This window comes from Faecalibacterium sp. I2-3-92 (genome assembly GCF_023347315.1).
In the GTDB taxonomy this organism is placed as follows: Bacteria; Bacillota; Clostridia; order Oscillospirales; family Ruminococcaceae; genus Faecalibacterium; species Faecalibacterium duncaniae.
Window position 1 is genome coordinate 1,083,653 of record NZ_CP094470.1, and the last position, 16,226, is coordinate 1,099,878.

At 57.9% G+C, this 16,226-nt stretch carries 24 protein-coding genes; all 24 read left to right on the top strand.

Going from position 1 to position 16,226, the window contains the following annotated elements; translation table 11 throughout:
• Positions 1–156: 156 nt before the first annotated feature.
• Positions 157–417: a hypothetical protein gene (locus MTP42_RS05200; protein WP_238077796.1), complete on the top strand. Its 261-nt coding sequence runs from the start codon at positions 157–159 to the stop codon at positions 415–417.
• Complete coding sequence (locus tag MTP42_RS05205; RefSeq protein ID WP_249258111.1) at positions 414–668, top strand: hypothetical protein; 255 nt, start codon at positions 414–416, stop codon at positions 666–668. Before MTP42_RS05200 ends, MTP42_RS05205 begins: the two co-directional genes overlap by 4 nt.
• A gap of 61 nt (positions 669–729) precedes the next feature.
• Complete coding sequence (locus MTP42_RS05210; protein ID WP_249258112.1) at positions 730–1,413, top strand: hypothetical protein; 684 nt, start codon at positions 730–732, stop codon at positions 1,411–1,413.
• A complete protein-coding gene (locus MTP42_RS05215; protein WP_249235655.1) occupies positions 1,397–1,642 on the top strand; it encodes a hypothetical protein in 246 nt (81 codons plus the stop codon). Before MTP42_RS05210 ends, MTP42_RS05215 begins: the two co-directional genes overlap by 17 nt.
• Positions 1,643–1,653: 11 nt before the next feature.
• On the top strand, positions 1,654–1,830 hold the full coding sequence (locus MTP42_RS05220; protein WP_238077792.1) for a hypothetical protein: 177 nt from the start codon (positions 1,654–1,656) through the stop codon (positions 1,828–1,830).
• The gene (locus MTP42_RS05225) at positions 1,827–2,120 is read left to right on the top strand and encodes a hypothetical protein (RefSeq protein WP_238077791.1); all 294 of its coding nucleotides are present in this window, start codon (positions 1,827–1,829) and stop codon (positions 2,118–2,120) included. Before MTP42_RS05220 ends, MTP42_RS05225 begins: the two co-directional genes overlap by 4 nt.
• A complete protein-coding gene (locus MTP42_RS05230; RefSeq protein ID WP_249258113.1) occupies positions 2,117–3,022 on the top strand; it encodes a Holliday junction resolvase RecU in 906 nt (301 codons plus the stop codon). Before MTP42_RS05225 ends, MTP42_RS05230 begins: the two co-directional genes overlap by 4 nt.
• Positions 3,015–3,656, top strand: coding sequence for a hypothetical protein (locus MTP42_RS05235; RefSeq protein WP_238077789.1), 642 nt, complete (start codon positions 3,015–3,017; stop codon positions 3,654–3,656). The genes MTP42_RS05230 and MTP42_RS05235 overlap by 8 nt, the downstream gene beginning before the upstream one ends.
• Positions 3,657–3,866: 210 nt before the next feature.
• Positions 3,867–4,454, top strand: coding sequence for a ParB N-terminal domain-containing protein (locus tag MTP42_RS05240; RefSeq protein ID WP_238077788.1), 588 nt, complete (start codon positions 3,867–3,869; stop codon positions 4,452–4,454).
• The gene (locus MTP42_RS05245) at positions 4,454–5,023 is read left to right on the top strand and encodes a ParB N-terminal domain-containing protein (protein ID WP_249258114.1); all 570 of its coding nucleotides are present in this window, start codon (positions 4,454–4,456) and stop codon (positions 5,021–5,023) included. Before MTP42_RS05240 ends, MTP42_RS05245 begins: the two co-directional genes overlap by 1 nt.
• Before the next feature lie 44 nt (positions 5,024–5,067).
• Positions 5,068–6,042: a radical SAM protein gene (locus MTP42_RS05250; protein WP_249258115.1), complete on the top strand. Its 975-nt coding sequence runs from the start codon at positions 5,068–5,070 to the stop codon at positions 6,040–6,042.
• Positions 6,035–6,880, top strand: coding sequence for a pyridoxal-phosphate dependent enzyme (locus MTP42_RS05255; protein ID WP_249258300.1), 846 nt, complete (start codon positions 6,035–6,037; stop codon positions 6,878–6,880). Before MTP42_RS05250 ends, MTP42_RS05255 begins: the two co-directional genes overlap by 8 nt.
• 19 nt (positions 6,881–6,899) lie before the next feature.
• A complete protein-coding gene (locus MTP42_RS05260) occupies positions 6,900–7,418 on the top strand; it encodes a hypothetical protein (protein ID WP_117505024.1) in 519 nt (172 codons plus the stop codon).
• On the top strand, positions 7,415–8,812 hold the full coding sequence (locus MTP42_RS05265) for a terminase B (RefSeq protein WP_442899453.1): 1,398 nt from the start codon (positions 7,415–7,417) through the stop codon (positions 8,810–8,812). The genes MTP42_RS05260 and MTP42_RS05265 overlap by 4 nt, the downstream gene beginning before the upstream one ends.
• Positions 8,809–10,512 carry a phage portal protein gene (locus MTP42_RS05270; RefSeq protein ID WP_238077783.1) on the top strand — a complete coding sequence of 568 codons (1,704 nt, stop codon included), beginning with the start codon at positions 8,809–8,811 and terminating at the stop codon, positions 10,510–10,512. Before MTP42_RS05265 ends, MTP42_RS05270 begins: the two co-directional genes overlap by 4 nt.
• Entirely contained in the window at positions 10,509–11,489 is a 981-nt protein-coding gene (locus tag MTP42_RS05275; RefSeq protein ID WP_238077782.1) for a phage minor head protein, read from the top strand. Before MTP42_RS05270 ends, MTP42_RS05275 begins: the two co-directional genes overlap by 4 nt.
• Positions 11,486–11,722 (top strand): hypothetical protein, encoded by a 237-nt coding sequence (locus MTP42_RS05280; protein ID WP_249258116.1) that lies wholly within the window; start codon positions 11,486–11,488, stop codon positions 11,720–11,722. Before MTP42_RS05275 ends, MTP42_RS05280 begins: the two co-directional genes overlap by 4 nt.
• Positions 11,706–12,017, top strand: a complete 312-nt coding sequence (locus MTP42_RS05285) for a hypothetical protein (RefSeq protein WP_238077780.1) — start codon at positions 11,706–11,708, stop codon at positions 12,015–12,017. Before MTP42_RS05280 ends, MTP42_RS05285 begins: the two co-directional genes overlap by 17 nt.
• Positions 12,018–12,043: 26 nt before the next feature.
• The gene (locus tag MTP42_RS05290; protein WP_249235659.1) at positions 12,044–13,366 is read left to right on the top strand and encodes an XkdF-like putative serine protease domain-containing protein; all 1,323 of its coding nucleotides are present in this window, start codon (positions 12,044–12,046) and stop codon (positions 13,364–13,366) included.
• Between the two features lie 15 nt (positions 13,367–13,381).
• Entirely contained in the window at positions 13,382–14,458 is a 1,077-nt protein-coding gene (locus tag MTP42_RS05295; protein WP_238077778.1) for a hypothetical protein, read from the top strand.
• A 16-nt stretch (positions 14,459–14,474) separates the two neighbouring features.
• The gene (locus MTP42_RS05300) at positions 14,475–14,927 is read left to right on the top strand and encodes an SAP domain-containing protein (RefSeq protein ID WP_249258117.1); all 453 of its coding nucleotides are present in this window, start codon (positions 14,475–14,477) and stop codon (positions 14,925–14,927) included.
• On the top strand, positions 14,927–15,322 hold the full coding sequence (gene yqbG, locus MTP42_RS05305; RefSeq protein WP_156070595.1) for a protein YqbG: 396 nt from the start codon (positions 14,927–14,929) through the stop codon (positions 15,320–15,322). The genes MTP42_RS05300 and yqbG overlap by 1 nt, the downstream gene beginning before the upstream one ends.
• 4 nt (positions 15,323–15,326) lie before the next feature.
• Positions 15,327–15,692: a DUF3599 family protein gene (locus tag MTP42_RS05310; RefSeq protein WP_238077776.1), complete on the top strand. Its 366-nt coding sequence runs from the start codon at positions 15,327–15,329 to the stop codon at positions 15,690–15,692.
• The gene (locus MTP42_RS05315; protein WP_238077775.1) at positions 15,692–16,225 is read left to right on the top strand and encodes an HK97 gp10 family phage protein; all 534 of its coding nucleotides are present in this window, start codon (positions 15,692–15,694) and stop codon (positions 16,223–16,225) included. Before MTP42_RS05310 ends, MTP42_RS05315 begins: the two co-directional genes overlap by 1 nt.
• Position 16,226 lies beyond the last annotated feature (1 nt).

A 16,226-nucleotide genomic window follows, 5' to 3' on the forward strand; every position in this document is an offset into this window, starting at 1 on the left:
CAGAGAGTTATACACAAAGTATTACGTCTGCCTTTATGAGAGAACCCTCAGAAAGGGCTGCGGGCTTGCCTCAACCTACACTCACAAAAGACGGCCGCTGAACTTCTGCCCGGAGTGCGGCCGCCAGTTGAAGAAAACAAAAAAGGAGGATGAAACGTGAACGGAGTCATTCGGGGCCGATGCCCGAGGTGTGGCGGGAAAATTATTTATTCGGAATTTTACCAGAACGCACGGGACTACACAATCCGAAAAGACGGAAAAGTTCCGAAACGCTATGTATCCAGAAGCGGAGAACTAAGCGAGAGCGTAGCGGCCTGTGAAAACGGTTGCGGCGCATACTGGGAAGATGAAGATTTTTCCATCGGGCAAGACGGGATGTTCTACGACAATAAATACACGGAGGATGGGCAGGAATGAAAGAAAGACAAGTAGAGATCCTGTCCTGCCCGTTTTGCGGAGCGAATCCGTGCCGCATTGCAGAAAAAAGGGAGGTCGTCAATACCGAAACCGGTGAAGCGATAAGTAGTAATATCGGCATTACGTATTGGAAGCATCCCGAAACGCCTGATTGCGTTTTGGGATTCGGGATGTTTTTTCTCGACACGCCAGACGACATCCAAAGGTGGAACAGCAGAACCGATAAAGCAAAATCTAACCCCGAAACTTGAAAATGATTCAAGCGCATTTCAATCTTTAACCATCAAATTTGAAAATTGGAGGATAAAATTTATGTTTCCGCAGAGAAGAATGACGACCGACACCCCGGATGGGAATTATGAGCAGGCTCTCAACCTGTTCGTGCGCGGCGAGGACGGCTGGGTGCAGATGCCCAGCCGGAGCATCAGCCTCAACGACTACATGAAGCAGCTTATCAAGGCGCACAACGCAGATATTGACACCGAGGGAACTCCGGAGGAGTTCGACATGACCCTGTGCGAGCATCTGTTCGACGGCCCGGAGACCATCGAGGGCCTGCTTGCAGAGCACTACACCCTCTCGTGGGCTCTCGCCTCGTTGCGCGACAAGCTCAAGCACTACGAGGACGCGCTCATTCCGGAGATTATGCCGGAGGGCTTGCAGACCATCGACCGCGCCATCGGCACTTACGGCAAAGACGCCCAGCTCACCAAGGCTGTGGAGGAAATGTCGGAGCTCACCAAAGCCCTCTGCAAACTCAAAGAGTGCAAGCGCAAGTATGATACCCCGTTTAACAGGGAGACGCAGGAAGTACACTCGAACATCGAGGAGGAAATTGCTGATGTTTTCATCATGCTGGTGCAGCTCTTTGCAATTTTTAACCCTCACGAGCTGGTAAACATCACGAAAGTCGTATGGGACAAGCTCGACCGGCTCAAGGACAATCTGGACAAAGAGGCAGCAAAGCAGGAGGCCAGCGATGCCGGAAAAGAGTGAGTTCGACAAGGCACTCGGCGAGCTGTACGACCTGACCGAGTGGGAGGACGCGGAGGCGGCCATCCGGGAGCTCCACGCGCGGGGGCCGGAAATTGAGAAGCTCTATCTCGACAGCAAGATTCTCCCCGGAGAGCTGCGAGCCCTCGTTATGGTGAGTAACTGCCTCGAGCGTGAGTTTATCCATCGGCAGCTTGCCACCGGGCAGCCGCTTCACATGAATGTTTTATAGGAGACAGCACAATGAGAGATGATGGTATGTTTTGCCCGTACAAGAAAAGCACGAAACGGGAAGTGAGCTACTCGTGGATTAGCCGGACCGAGATTACAACGGAGCGTTTCGGCTGGTGCTCGGAAAAGAAGTGCATGGCCTATGAGGATGGCCGCTGCAAGCGGCTGGAAAGAGAGGGAGCCCAGTGAAGAAAAGGAACTGCCGGATGACCGGCGAGGAGAAGAATGTACATGAGCGCGCCGTGAAGCTGCGCAAGATGACCGACGACAAGCTCGTGGAGCACATCGACCACATCCGGGAAGAGGCTTACAACACCGGCTACTCCGAAGCCGAGGCCCAGCGCGCATCGACCCCGGCCCCGGGCAAGACCCTGCCGCAGCTCCTCGAGCAGCTCAACGCCGGAGAGTGCAAGGGCATCAAGAGCGCGACCGCCTACAAAATCGAAGAGTTCGCCCGCCAGCAGGGCTACCTCGAATGAGCGGCGCGGTAAAGGACCCGCTCCGGGCATTGCAGGGAGCCCGGAGCCGCGCGCAGGGCGGGCAGCTCGAGGAGAGAATCGAGGCATCCTGCACCCGGCTGGCGGAGGCAGGCCGCGCGGACATCAGCAAGACACCGGAGCCCATGCGGCCGGTAAGCCAGCCGAACAAAACGGGCCAGTTCCGCGCAGTCTACACCAAAAAGGCGGAACCAGACTTCAAGGGCGTCATGCTCGGCGGCCGCGCGGTGATGTTCGAGGCAAAGAGCACCGGGACCGGCAGGCTGAACAAAGACCGCGTTCTCCCGGAGCAGGCCAAAAAGCTCGATTCCTACGAAGCCCTCGGCGCGCACTGCTTCATCGTCGCCACATTCGACGGGCTACGGATGTACAGAATCCCGTGGACAGTCTGGCGCAGCATGAAGCAGCGGTACGGCCGGAGCTATGTCACGGAGCCGGACCTCAAGGAATACGCGGTACGGTTTGGCCCGGGCTTTACCCCGGACCTGCTGCGGGACATCCCCACGATGGACGACATCGACCAGCTCTCGTGCGCGAGCGACGTGCTCACGGCGTTCTGCGGGATGTCCTACGGGACGAAGCCAGAGACGGACGAGTGGCGCGCGGCCGTGTGCAGGTTGAGCCGCCTGATGAACTGGACGACGCCGGAACGCTTTATGCTGGTGAACGAAATACGGAGGGAGCAGCCGAACATGGAAAAACCGATATTCTCATTTATGGGTGTCCCCATCACGGAGGACAGCGCGGGCAAGCTCGCAGAGGCCATGAAGAAAAGCGGGGTCTCCGCACTCGAAGTGGTGACTGCCTGTGAGACACTCAAGAAAATTTCCAAAGCCTTGCTCGACGAGCTGCCGGGTGTTACCGAGGAGGAACATAATGACTGAAAAAGAAATTGTGGTAATGGCCGCAGAGGTGGCGGCAAAGGCGGCTGTTGCTGCCGTTCGAGCCATCTTGGGGAAAGAGATACAGGAGAGCGTAGAAGCCGCTGTGACGGACGCTGCCCGCCTCGGAGCGGAGGCCAGCATCAAGGCCGTGGAGCAGGAGCGCAAGAAGTTCCGGGACAGCCGTAGCGACCGGAGATTCCGTAACACAAAGCTCCTGCTGCGTAACTATACCACGCTTAATGCCAACTGTGCCAATGCAGTATACGACGCGGCCAGCGCAGCGACCGGCGAGGAGAGCGTTGAAGAAATTGTGGAGGCACTGGACGAGCTGCTTGAGGACGACCTCAAGGTAGAAAGCATCATGAAGTCCGCAGCCCGGACGCAGATTATCATGCGCCATGTGAACCGGATGCTCGACATCTACAAGGCGGTATGCGGGAACAGTTTGGACGAGGCCGAACAGAGGCACTACCGCGTTATCGAGGCCCTGTATCTGCGGGACCGGCCCCTCTCTCCGGCCGCCGTAGCAGAGATGGAAAGCATCGACAAGAGAACCGTCTACAAGGATGTGGACGCAGCCTGTGCCACACTGTCGGCCTTGATTTTCGGCATCGACGGCATCAAGAAGGCTTAACTATGTAACGAAACGACCCGTTCTGGGGCATAAACGCGGCATTGACAGGGCGCAAGGTCTGAGATACAATGTAGGCGGTAAAACCGCGCACAGAGACAATTTCTTGGCATCATAATAAATTCCCCTTCTTGACAAAGGACCGCCCGACTCCGGGCGGTCCTTATTTTTTTATGTGTTATAGACCCGAAAAGGGTCGTGGAGGAACGGCAGATGAAAATTATCACCCTGCCGGTGAGCGACCTCCATCCGGCGGACTACAACCCGAGGAAAGACCTCGCACCGGGCGACAAGCAGTACGACAAGTTGGCCCGGAGCATCGAGACTTTCGGCTATGTTGAGCCCATCGTATGGAACCGGACCACCGGCAACATCGTAGGCGGCCATCAGCGGCTCAAGGTGCTGGTGGAGCAGGGCTACAAGACGGTCGAAGTCGTCGAGGTCGAGCTCAACGAACAGGAGGAGCGCATCCTTAACGTCTCGCTCAACAAAATCTCCGGCCGGTGGGACAACGAAAAGCTCACCGCGATTCTGGACGAGCTGAAAGAGCAGGACGAAATGGCCCTCACTGGTTTCGAGGACTGGGAACTCGACGCCCTCAAGGTGACATACGACCATATCGAGGACCTGCTGAACGAGGACTTTTCCGACACCGGCAAGAGCGAGCCGACAAGCTACACCATGACGTTCACCCTGCCCGAGGAGGTGCATGAGGCAATGGATAAGTACATTGACGAGAACCCCGCAGGCAAGGTCGAACTGGCGCAGTTGCTCGTGAACAAGGCGAAGGGGCTTATCTGATGGAAATTATCAAAAAAAGAATCACCGACATGGAGCGCGCGGAGTACAACCCTCGCGTGGAGCTGATGCCCGGTGATGACGAGTACGAGAAGCTCAAGCGGAACATTGAGCGGTTCGGCATGGTCGTCCCTGTCATTTGGAACAGGCGCACCAACCGCGTCGTGTCCGGCCACCAGAGGCTCACCGTCCTTATGAACGAGGGCGTAACCGAGGTGGACGTGTCCGTGGTGGACCTCGACGAGACCGCAGAAAAGCAGCTCAACATCGCTATGAACAAAGTGACCGGCGAATGGGACGAGGTAAAGCTCAAGGAGCTGCTGGACGGCCTTGGAGACGCAGCCCCGGAGACGGGATTCGACCTGTACGAAATCGAGGCCCTTGAGAACAACGTGGACGCCCTCGTGGACGGCGACTTCCTCGACAGCGAGCTCAAGAGCATCGAGGAGACGTTCAACATCTCGCTCAAGTTTAGCGCGGAGGACCGCGACGTCCTGAAAGAGTACATAAAGGACAACGGCAAAGAGGACCTTGTTGCCGTCATCGTCCAGAAGATTAGAGGTGAGATTTAATGGGCTGCAAATGCGGGAGCCAGATTATTCTCTGTAACCTTCCTGTGCGTTTCGACACCTATCGCGGCTGCTCACACGGCTGCCGGTACTGCTTCGCACAGAAGAAGAACGACATTAGCCACATCGAGCGCGACGAAAGCGTAGACGGCCTGCGCTCCTTTATCGAGGGCAAGCGCGGCAACGAAACGGAGTGGTGCGACTGGAACATCCCTATCCACTGGGGAGGCATGAGTGACCCGTTCCAGCCGGTCGAAAAGCAGATTCGCGCCAGCTACGAATGCCTCAAGCTGCTGGCGGAGACGAAATATCCGTTTGTGGTGAGCACAAAGGGCCGCCTCATTGCGGACCCGGAGTACCTCGACCTGCTGGCACAGTGCAACTGTGTGCTGCAAATCAGCATGGTGTGCAGCAAGTACGACCGCCTCGAACGCGGGACGCCCAGCTACGAGGAGCGGCTCGCCATCCTCAAGACGGTATCGGCCAGAGTGCAGCGCACCATCGTCCGCATCCAGCCGTATATGCCCGAGGTGTTCCATGACGTTATGAAGAACATCCCTCGCATCGCGGAGGCAGGAGCCTACGGCGTCATCGTGGAGGGCATGAAGTTCTTTAAGGCCAAACCCGGCATGACGAAAATCGGCGGTGACTTCTGCTATCCGCTGCCCCGCCTCCGGCACGATTTTGAAGCCATCAAGGCGGAGTGCCATCGGTACGGCCTGAAATTCTACAGCGGCGAGAACAGGCTCCGCGCAATGGGCGACAGCATGACTTGCTGCGGCATCGACGGCCTGCCCGGATTCCGGCCGAACGAGTATAACCTCTGTATGCTGATGAACGGCAAGAACCCGGAGCCGACGGAAAAGATGAAAGAAGTCGGGACGGGCGGACCGTTCAAGACGCTGAACCAGAGCGCGGGCAGCGGGCGCAAAATTGCAAAGCAGAGCTTTTACGGCCTGATGCAGGAGGAGCTTGCCAAAAAGACCGACTACCACAGAAAGGTGTTTGGACTGGATGAATGAGTACAGCCTGACGCCGGTTCAGGAGGTGGACGGGCTGCACATCAAGCGGGACGACCTTTATGCCCCGTTTGGCCCCGGAGAGGTGAACGGAGGAAAGCTCCGGCAATGCGTGATGCTGGTGAACAGCGTCAAGAAGGACTACAAGAGCCTGCTGACGTATTGCAGCATCCACTCCCCGCAAGCACCCATCACCGCAGCGGTTGCCCGGGCAAACGGGATGCCGTGCAGAATCGTGTACGGCGGAACCACCCGGGAGAGCGTTGCGGCTCTGCCTATGCCCCGGCTGGCGATGAAATATGGGGCGTCCATAGTGCTCGCAGCACGTTCCGGCCGCCACAGCATTTTACACGCCCGCGCAAAAGAGCTGGCGGCGCAGGAAAACAGCTTTATTGTCCAGTACGGCATCAATATCATCGGGTACGGCGACACGCTGCTAACCGCAGTTGCGGCGCAGACAGAGAACCTCCCGGACGATATAGAAAACCTCGTGATGACCTGCGGCAGCGGCATCACCGCCACCGGCGTGATGATAGGACTGCACAGGTACGGGAAACGGGTCAAGAGGATGCACCTCGTAGCCACGGCCCCGGACCGGCGCGGATTCATCCATGAGACCCTCAAAAAGTACGGCGCAGACCGAGAGTTTGAGTACCACGACCTTTTCCACAGCCCCGGATTCGTCTATGAGAAGTCCGCAGCGGCTACATGGGGGGGCATTCGCCTGCATCCTCATTACGAGGCAAAGACGATGCAGTGGTTTAGAAGCTCCGGCATCGCACCGGAAAGCACCCTATTCTGGATTACGGGCGCGGAGCCTCGCAGCCCGGGACAGAGCTGAAAGTGAGGAGAGGAGGACAATGCCGAATAGGACCAAAGACGACCTTTGGGAGCGTCAACCGGGCGAAAGCGCGCAGGCCTACGAGGCATTTGCCATCTACCGAGACATGGGCTCAAACAGGAGCCTACGGGTCGTTGCCGAACAGTTATCCAAGAGTGACACGCTTATCAAGCGTTGGAGCCGCGAGAAAAAGTGGGGAGAACGCTGCCGAGCGTATGACAACCATTTGGATGACGTAGCCCGACAAGAGGCACTCCGAAAGTACAAAAAAATGAGGACCCGCCACATCGGCATCGCCTTGCAGCTCCAAGAGAAAGCCCTCGCGGAGCTCAAGAATCTGCCGGACGGGTCGATGACGCCAAAGGACATTATCCAGTTCCTCGACAAGGCCACAGAGCTTGAGCGGGATAACCGGATGGAGGAGGCAGGCGTCACGGCCGGAGGCAAGACGGCGGAGGAGCAGGAGGAAACAACGCTCTCCCTCGCCGATGAAATCGCGGCCGCATACGAGAACCGGAAACGAGGAGAACAGACGTGATGACCCAAGAGGCTATCCTGTACTACGCAGACAACCCGGCTGATTTTGTCGAGGACCTGCTCCACGTTACGCCGGACAAGAACCAGCGCGCCATATTGGATTCTGTGGCAAAGAATCAGATGACGAGCGTCCGCAGCGGCCACGGCATCGGCAAGAGCGCGGTCGAGGCGTGGACCGTTATCTGGTTTATGTCAACCCGGCCATTTCCCAAAATCCCTTGCACGGCCCCGACGCAGCATCAGCTATTCGATATTCTGTGGGCGGAAATAAGCAAGTGGCTGCGCAACAATAAAGCCCTCGAGCGGGAGCTGATGTGGACAAAGGAAAAGGTCTACATGAAGCAGTACCCCGAGGAGTGGTTCGCTGTGGCCCGAACGGCCAGCAAGCCGGACGCCCTGCAGGGATTCCACGCTGACGACATCCTCTACATCATCGACGAGGCCAGCGGCGTGGACGACAAGGTGTTCGAGCCGGTGCTGGGCGCACTTTCGACGCCCGGAGCGCGGCTGCTCATGTGCGGAAACCCGACACAGTTGTCGGGCTTTTTTTATGACAGCCACCATAAGAACAGAGGCAGCTACACCACATTCCATGTTGATGGCCGGAACAGCAGCCGCGTCTCGGACGACTTCGTCAAAACCATCATCCAGATGTACGGCGAGGATTCGGACGTTTTCCGTGTTCGTGTCGCCGGAGAGTTCCCCCGGCAGGAGAACGATGTTTTCATCCCTCTGCCGCTAGTCGAAAAATCCATTATGACCGAGTGGACGGAACCGACAAAGCCCGCCCGCATCGACATCGGCTGCGACGTTGCCCGCTATGGTGACGACCGCACCGTAATCGGTTACAAGGTGGACGAAAAGGCCATGTTCTACAAGCGAAAGAGTGGGCAGGACCTTATGCAGACGGCCGACGACATCATGGAGCTCGGCCTAAAGCTCATGGAAAAGTACCGGTTCGACAAGGCTATCCCCATCAAGATAGACGACAGCGGCCTCGGCGGCGGCGTCACGGACCGTCTGCGGCGCGTAAAGCGCGAGCAGCCGGAGCGGTTCTGGTGGATGGATATTATCCCCGTTTACTTCGGCCAGCGCATACACCATGACTTTTACTACGATAGCACCACCTACATGATGAGCGTCGTAAAGAATCTACTTGCACCGCAGACGCCGGAGGGCGCACAGAAGCCCGTCCAGCTCATTCTCCCGAACGATAACGACCTCGTCGGCCAGCTTTCCACACGAAAGTATTCCATGACCGACGACGCCAAAATCCGCGTGGAGAGCAAGGACGCCATGAAAAAGCGCGGGATGCACTCGCCCGACGAGGCCGACTGCATCCTCCTGTTGTGCCTGCCGGTCAAACCCAAGAGGAGAGGAGACGTTAAGAAGTGAGCGACAAGAAGCAGCCCGCCCAGCAGCGGGTAAACGTCCGCATCGTTAAAGCGGACGACCCGGAGCAGCGCGGCGGGATGAAGCCCATCGCCAAAGCAGACGGCTCCCTGCAAATCTCGCCGGAGGAGGCGTGCACGGCAGGTATTTGGACAAAGCCGCCGTTCGACCTCCGAGGGCTTTCCAAGATGGTGGACGAAAGCACCATACTCCCGCAGTGCATCCGGGCCTACAAGTCAAACATCGCCGGATTTGGCATCGACATCCGGTACAAAGACGACTTTGCGGACGCGGACGAAACCCCGGAGATGAAAGCGGAATGGGACCGGGCGGCGGAGGTCGTCGAGATGCTCAACATGGAGCAGGAAAGCAATGAGCTCTTTGAGGACATCGTGGAGGCCCGGGAAACCTACGGCTGCGCATACGCAGAGGTCATCCGGGATATGGACGGGAACGTCATACAGCTCGAGTTCATCGAGGACACCCCCAGCGTGGAAAAGAGCCGGAGGCTGGACCCGCGCGTCGAGGTGACGTATTTCCACCGGGACCACACCGAGAACCGCATGAGGAAGTTCCGCAAGTATAAGCAGACCGTCAACGGCAAGACGGTCTACTACAAGGAGTTCGGAGACCCGCGAATCATGGACCCGACGAGCGGAGAGTACGTCACCGAACTCGAGTTCAAGAGCCGCGCCAACGAAATAATCGAGTTCGCCATCGGGACCGCAACATACGGCAAGGTCCGGTGGGTTGGTTCCATCCTTACCGTAGATGGGGCCCGGAGAGCGGAGAGCCTCAACAATAACTATTTCCTGAACGGCCGACACACCCCGTTGCTGATTATGGTGAAAGGCGGCAGCCTGACGGACGATAGTTTCGCCAAGCTCAAGGAGTACATGAACGGCATCCGAGGCGAGGCGGGCCAGCACAGTTTTATGGTTCTGGAAACGGAGGCGGCAGACAACCGCACCGGATTCAACGCCGAGAACCGGCCGGAGGTCGAGGTCAAGGACCTTGCAGCTATCCTGCAAAAGGACGAGCTTTTCCAAGACTACCTCGAAAACAACCGGCGGAAGGTGCAGAGCGCGTTCCAGCTCCCGGACCTGTACACCGGATACACGACGGACTTCAACCGCGCCACCGCGCAGACCGCCATGGAAGTGACCGAGAAACAGGTATTCCAGCCGGAGCGGCGGCGTCTGGCGTGGGCCATCAACAACAGGCTGCTCAACTGCTATCAGTTCAAGTACGTCGAGGTGTTCTTCCGCGCGCCGGACGTTTCCAACCCGGACGACCTGTACAAGCTGCTGACCGTCTGCAACAACGCTGGCGGCCTCACCCCGAACAAGGCAAAGAGCGTCCTGTACAAGGCCCTCGGCGAGACCTCGGAGGACTTCCCCGAGGAGTGGGGCGACATTCCGCTGGCGTTTACCAACGCACAGCAGCGGGCCGCAGCCATCACCGTGGCTGGAAACGGCCCCAGCGTGGCGCAGAATGTCGGTTCTGACGCTGGCAAGAAAAACACACAACCGGAGACAAAGCCCGCACAGAACGCCCAGCAGGGCGGGCCTAGCGTAGAGGAACAGCTCGACGGCCAGATTCAGAAAGCGGCAGCCGCTAATGAGACGGAGCTCGTCGCCGTGATGAAAGAGGTCCGCCGCCTGCTGGCTGACATGAAACAGGAGGAGGGCGACGCGGAGTGAAGTGCTTACGCTGCGGACCCCTAATCAAGGCCATCGACGCATACCTCGCCAAAGCAGAAAACGACCTGTACGAGCAGCTCACGATGGAGGGATACCTCAAGGCAAAAGAGAGCCTGAACACCGTGGACGAAATCGAGGAGGTCGTGACGAAGCTCCTCGAGGACAACGCCGACGACCTGCTCAAGGAGCTGGCGGACGCCATCGACCTTGAAACTTTCTTCAAGGACAACTGGCCGAAGTTCAAGAACAAGAGCAAGCTGTCGCAGGACCTTTTCGATGTTTTCCATACTCAGTTTTCCACCATCATGCCGACGTATGTTGAGGCTTACGTCCAGAAAACGGATGCAGAGCTCACCGTTACGAAGCTCACCAAGCGGACAACCGATTGGATAAGCTCGTGGAGCAGCGACCTCGCCGACATTATGAAGCTGGACACCGAGACCGAAATCGAGGCAGTCCTGAAAAAGGGCCTGAACGACGGCAAGGGCATCAACGACGTCGCAAACATCATTGCAGACAGCGGCATCCGCTCCCCGGGCTACCGCGCGCGGCGCGTGGCCCTGACGGAGGTGCTCCGGGCGCACGGCTATGCGCAGCTCGAAAGCTACATCCAGAGCCCGGCCGTCGAGGAGAAGATGTGGAAACACACCGGAGCATACCGGAACGACCCGAGACAGAACCATGTGGATATGGACGGCGTTCGCGTCCCAAAAGGGCAGCCGTTCACCCTGATTGGAGCTGACGGAAATACCTACTACCCCATGACCCCGCGAGACGTCTGTTTGCCGCCGAGAGAGAGCGTCAACTGCCATTGCCTTTTGCAGCCGGTAGTTAGTGAGGAGGTGCTCGGTCTCTCCCTTGAGGAGCGGCAGGCCCTCCAAGCGCAGGCCATCGCGGAGGACGACGGCGAGTGGGAGAAAGAACTCGACGCGCAGAACAAGGCGCGCGCAGGCATCAACGAGGAGGACTACACATGAAAGTTACCATCGACGAAGCCCGAGTTGGAAAGTGGCCTAGTCTCAAAATCGACGGCATCGAGCTGGCGAGCATCGTAAACGGGTACACCCTGCACCATGACGCAGGACAGCCCGCAACGCTTGAATTACGGATTGCATTCGGAGCCGATTTATCCGAGATTGAGGCTCTGATTGAGAACCCCAACGTCAAAATCATTATGCCGGAGGAGGAGCCCCATGTGGAAAGCACTTGACCGCATCGTTTCGGCGATTATTCGCCGCCTTTTTAAGCCTAAGTACCATGTGGAGCGGGTCGAGAGATACCAGCTCCCCGGGAGGCTGCGCATCGTCAAGTGGTGCGCAGCACCGGCAGACGCACCGGAGGACGAGCTCCGGCGCATCTTCTCCATCGTAGACGAGCCCCAGTGCGATGATATGGTCGTTTGGTTCTATTCATCGCTTGAGGATATAGGCCGCAAGCCCTTTGACGTTGCACTCCTTGAGCGCAGCGGCAAGGACACATGGCCGACCATTAGACGCCCTACCTAGTGGCGTAGAGAGGAGGTGAGAAAACCATGAGCAAAATCGAGAAAGCATACGCCATCACAGATGCAAAGATTTCTTTTGTCAGCCTCGTAGACAAGGCGGCCAACAAGAAACAGTTTCTTATCACCAAGGCGGAGCACGGCTCCGCCTCTTTTGCTTCTTACGGCCGAATCGTCAACGCGGATGCTGATAGCCACTACATCACCGGCATTGTCTATGAGCCCCTCACAGAGGACGCCCACGGCAATTACATGACGGAGCAGGAAATCACCAAGGCCGCGTACTGGTTCGCCAAGAACGGCAATCAGGTGGATGTGCAGCACTCGTTCGAGCCGCTCGAAAAGGCAGCCGTCGTCGAGAGCTATGTTGCGCCTTGCGATATGAGCGTCGGAGAGCAGGCCATCAAGAAAGGCACATGGATGATGACCGTCGAGGTGGACGACCCGGATATTTTCGAGAAAGTCCAGAAAGGCGAAATCACCGGCTTTTCCATGGGCGGCGTCGGCAAGTACAGCGACGAGGACGACCCGCTGCCCGATGACGGAGTGGCAAAGGCGGAGGAGCAGCCCGAAAAGGGTATGCGCGGCATCTTCAAGAAGATGGCCGCTGCCCTCGGCTTTGATGTTGTCGAGAAAGGCGAAGTTGCCGACAACTACACCAAGCGCATCCAGAGCGACAACTTCTGGACCGCGTTCTACGCACTCAACGACGTTCTGTACCGGTACAACTGGGTGAATGACCGTTGGGAGTTCGCGTCGGACGAGGAGACCATCCGCAACGCCCTGAACGACTTCAACAACATCGTCACCGAGCTGCTCACCAAAGGACAGCCCGTTGCGAAATCGCTCGAAAGCTGCGCCGTCATCAAGGCTGGCAAGGCCATGAGCAAAGCCAACCGCAGCACGTTGCAGTCCATCTACACAAACCTCGGGGAGTTCCTCGATAAATTCCCCGAAGAAGAACAGGAGGAAACCGAAGTGACCAAGAAAGAAATCGAAGATACCGTGGCGGCAGCCGTCGCCAAGGCACTGGAAACCCAGCAGAAGCCCGCGACTGACCCCGTCCAGAAAGCCGCAGAACCGGCAGCAGAGCCCGCAGGCCTGACCGTCGAGGCCGTCGGCAAGATGGTCGAGGAAGCCGTCGCAAAGGCTCTCGGCCAGCAGGAGGAGCCCGAAAAGACCCCGGAGCTGCTGACCGCCGAGAATGTTGCGGACGTCGTCGCAAAGGCCGTCGCAAAGGCTGTCGCACCCGTCCGCAAGGCCGCAGGCCTGCCGACCAACCTGAACGACGATGGCGACCCGGAGGACCCTGTCGAGAAGTCCGAGCCGCACTATCTCGCCGGTATCCTGTAAGGAGGAACAAGCACTATGACCATGAGAAGCAATAAGGCAATCGTGAACGCAGCAGGCCAGACCATCACCACCGCCGGTCTGGCCGCTGGCGGCGCACTGAACCCGGAGCAGGCGAAGAAGTTCATTCAGCAGACCTTTGAGGCCACTCCGCTGAGCGGCCTCGTCCGTCACGAGCTGCGCTCCGCAAAGACCGGCGAAATCGACAAGATTGGCGTCGGCCGCCGTCTGCTGCGCAAAAAGACCGAGAACACCGACGACGGCTACCGCTCCGGCGTGAAGCATGGCAAGCTGGAATACGCTTGCACCCCTGTCCGTCTGCCGTGGGAAATCACTGAGGAGACCCTGCGCGAAAACATCGAGGGCTCCAACTACGAGACCATCGTCACCAACCTGATGACCCGTCAGATTGGCTGCGACCGCGAGGACCTGTGCCTGAACGGCGACGAACGGTATGCCAAGGTCAAGGAGTTCAGCTCCTCTGAGACCTACGCTATTGGCGACCTCGTCGCATACAACAAGAAGGTCTACCAGTACACCGCATCCCACGCTGCAGGCGCATTCGACGCAGGCGAGGCCACAGAGCTGGGTACTGTCGATGACGCCGACTTCCTCAAGGTGAACGACGGCTGGGTCAAGCAGTTCAAGGAGGGCGGCCACGTTGTCGATGTGTCCGGCATCAACTCCGGTGCAATGGTTCTGGATGTGTTCTACAAGGGCCTGCGCGCAGTTCCCGACAAGTTCAACAACGGCTCTCTCCGCTGGCTGATGTCCCCCCACCGCCGTCAGGAGTGGGAGCGTTACATCCTGAATCAGGCAGTCACCGCAGGCGGCATCATTACCGACAAGCGCGTCGAGAATCCCGCAAGCGTTCCCGTCATCGAGGTCCCGGCCCTGCCCGACGACGTTATTATGCTGACCGACCCGAAGAATCTGGTCGTCGTCAACTCCTACGGCGTCGTCATCCGCAAGACCACCGAGGGCCCGGAGGCCATCTATCAGGACAAGCGTTTCTATGTCGTGCATTTCGACTTCGATACGCTGGTTGAGGAGCTGGACGCAACGGCCATTGTGACCGGTCTGGCATCTATCTAACAGGAGGCAGGACGCTATGCACCTCAGACTGATTAAAGGTCTGTCCTATGATGGCGTTGTGCGCGCCTCTGCGGCGCATCCTGACGTCTTTGTGGACGACCCCGAGAAATATACCGCGCTGCTGGAAAGCGGCTATTTCGAGACTCTCCCTGACGCTTACACCGTCACCGGCCATCTGGACACCGGCTTTCTCGGCGAGATGGACGAGGAGCAGCTCGACAAGCTGGCTGACGATATGGGCGTCGATACCACCGGCAAGGACAAGGCGGAGGTCGTCGCGGCCGTCGCCGAGGAGCCTGTGGAAGTCCCTGACATTTCCAAGATGAAGCTCGACGAGCTCAAGGAATTTGCCGAGGACAACGGCATCGACCTGACCGGCTGCACCACTAAGGCCAGCATTTTGCAGAAGATTCGTGAGTATGAGGCGGATGCAGCCGCAGCGGCCGCCATCATCGCCCCGGAGGGCTGATGGCCGAACGGCCGTGGGTCACGCCGGAGGAACTCAAAGAGTACACAGAATTTGAGGAAGTAAAGAACCGCGCCGACAGCAAGCTCAAAATTGACATCTCCCGGGCGGAGAGCTGGGTCATCGACTACTGCAACAACAGATTCGACGACCCGGAGAAATACCCCGATATCCCGGAGAACGTCAAGACGGCGGTCCTCCTTATCGCGGAGGCATACGCCCACAATGCCGTTGAGCAGACCAAAGTCCGCCTCAAAAGCGAGACCTTTGACGACTACTCCTACACGGCAGAGAGCAGCATCATAGACGTCGGAAAACTGGGCGTGGAGAGCCTGCTGGACGATTACGTCGTCGTGCAGCCGCTCAACGGCGTCACGATGCGGTTAAGGAGCCTCTGAGCCAATGGCTATTGAGAACTTCTTTGACCATCGTTGCAGTATCTACCACACCCAGCAGGAGAGCACGAGCCCCGGCTACGGGCTCCCCGGCTCCCCCAAGTTCAAGTACCCCAAACAGCCGGACCTCGAGGAAGTCCCGTGCCATTTCGGAGTGCGTAGCGCGTCCATCCAAATCGCTCAGCAGCAACCGCAGAACGATATGGACAGCGACATAAAGCTCACGCTCCCGGCAGGAACGGACATCAGGCTCAACGACAAAATCGTCAGCAGCGAAACAGGGCTCGAATACACCGCAGGTCAACCGCGAAACATCCGAGGGCATCACATGACGGTAAAGATATACCGCACAGCCCAACAGAGGCCATTGTAATGGCGCAGGTGACATTCGACACAGTAGAGCTCGAAAACTTCGTGAAGCGGCTCGGAACGGCCGCGCAGGGCGATTTTAAGCGGGCACTGAACAAGTTTCTTGAAGGGCTCGGCATTGAGTTCCTACGCATTCTGCAAGATGAAATCGTTCGCCGGAACGTGCTGGACTATCGGCTGCTGCTCCACAGTTTCCAAAAAGGCGACGGGGAGAACGTCTGGACACTCGACGAGAACGGCCTGACCCTTGAGGTCGGCACGAACGTCGAGTACGCCAAGTTCGTAAATGACGGCCACTGGACCAACCCGAAAGGGATAGAGAGGCGATTCGTTCCCGGACACTGGGAAAAGGCGAACGGAAAGGACCACTTCATCTACACCCCGGGAGAAAAGACCGGGATGGTCCTAAAAATGAAATGGGTGGAGGGCTCCCACTACTGGGAAAGCTCCGTCAGAATCCTAGAAAAGCTCTACCCGGAGCTGCTCGAAAAGAAGCTGCAGAGCTGGCTGGACGAGTATTTCAAGGATTTTTTGTGAG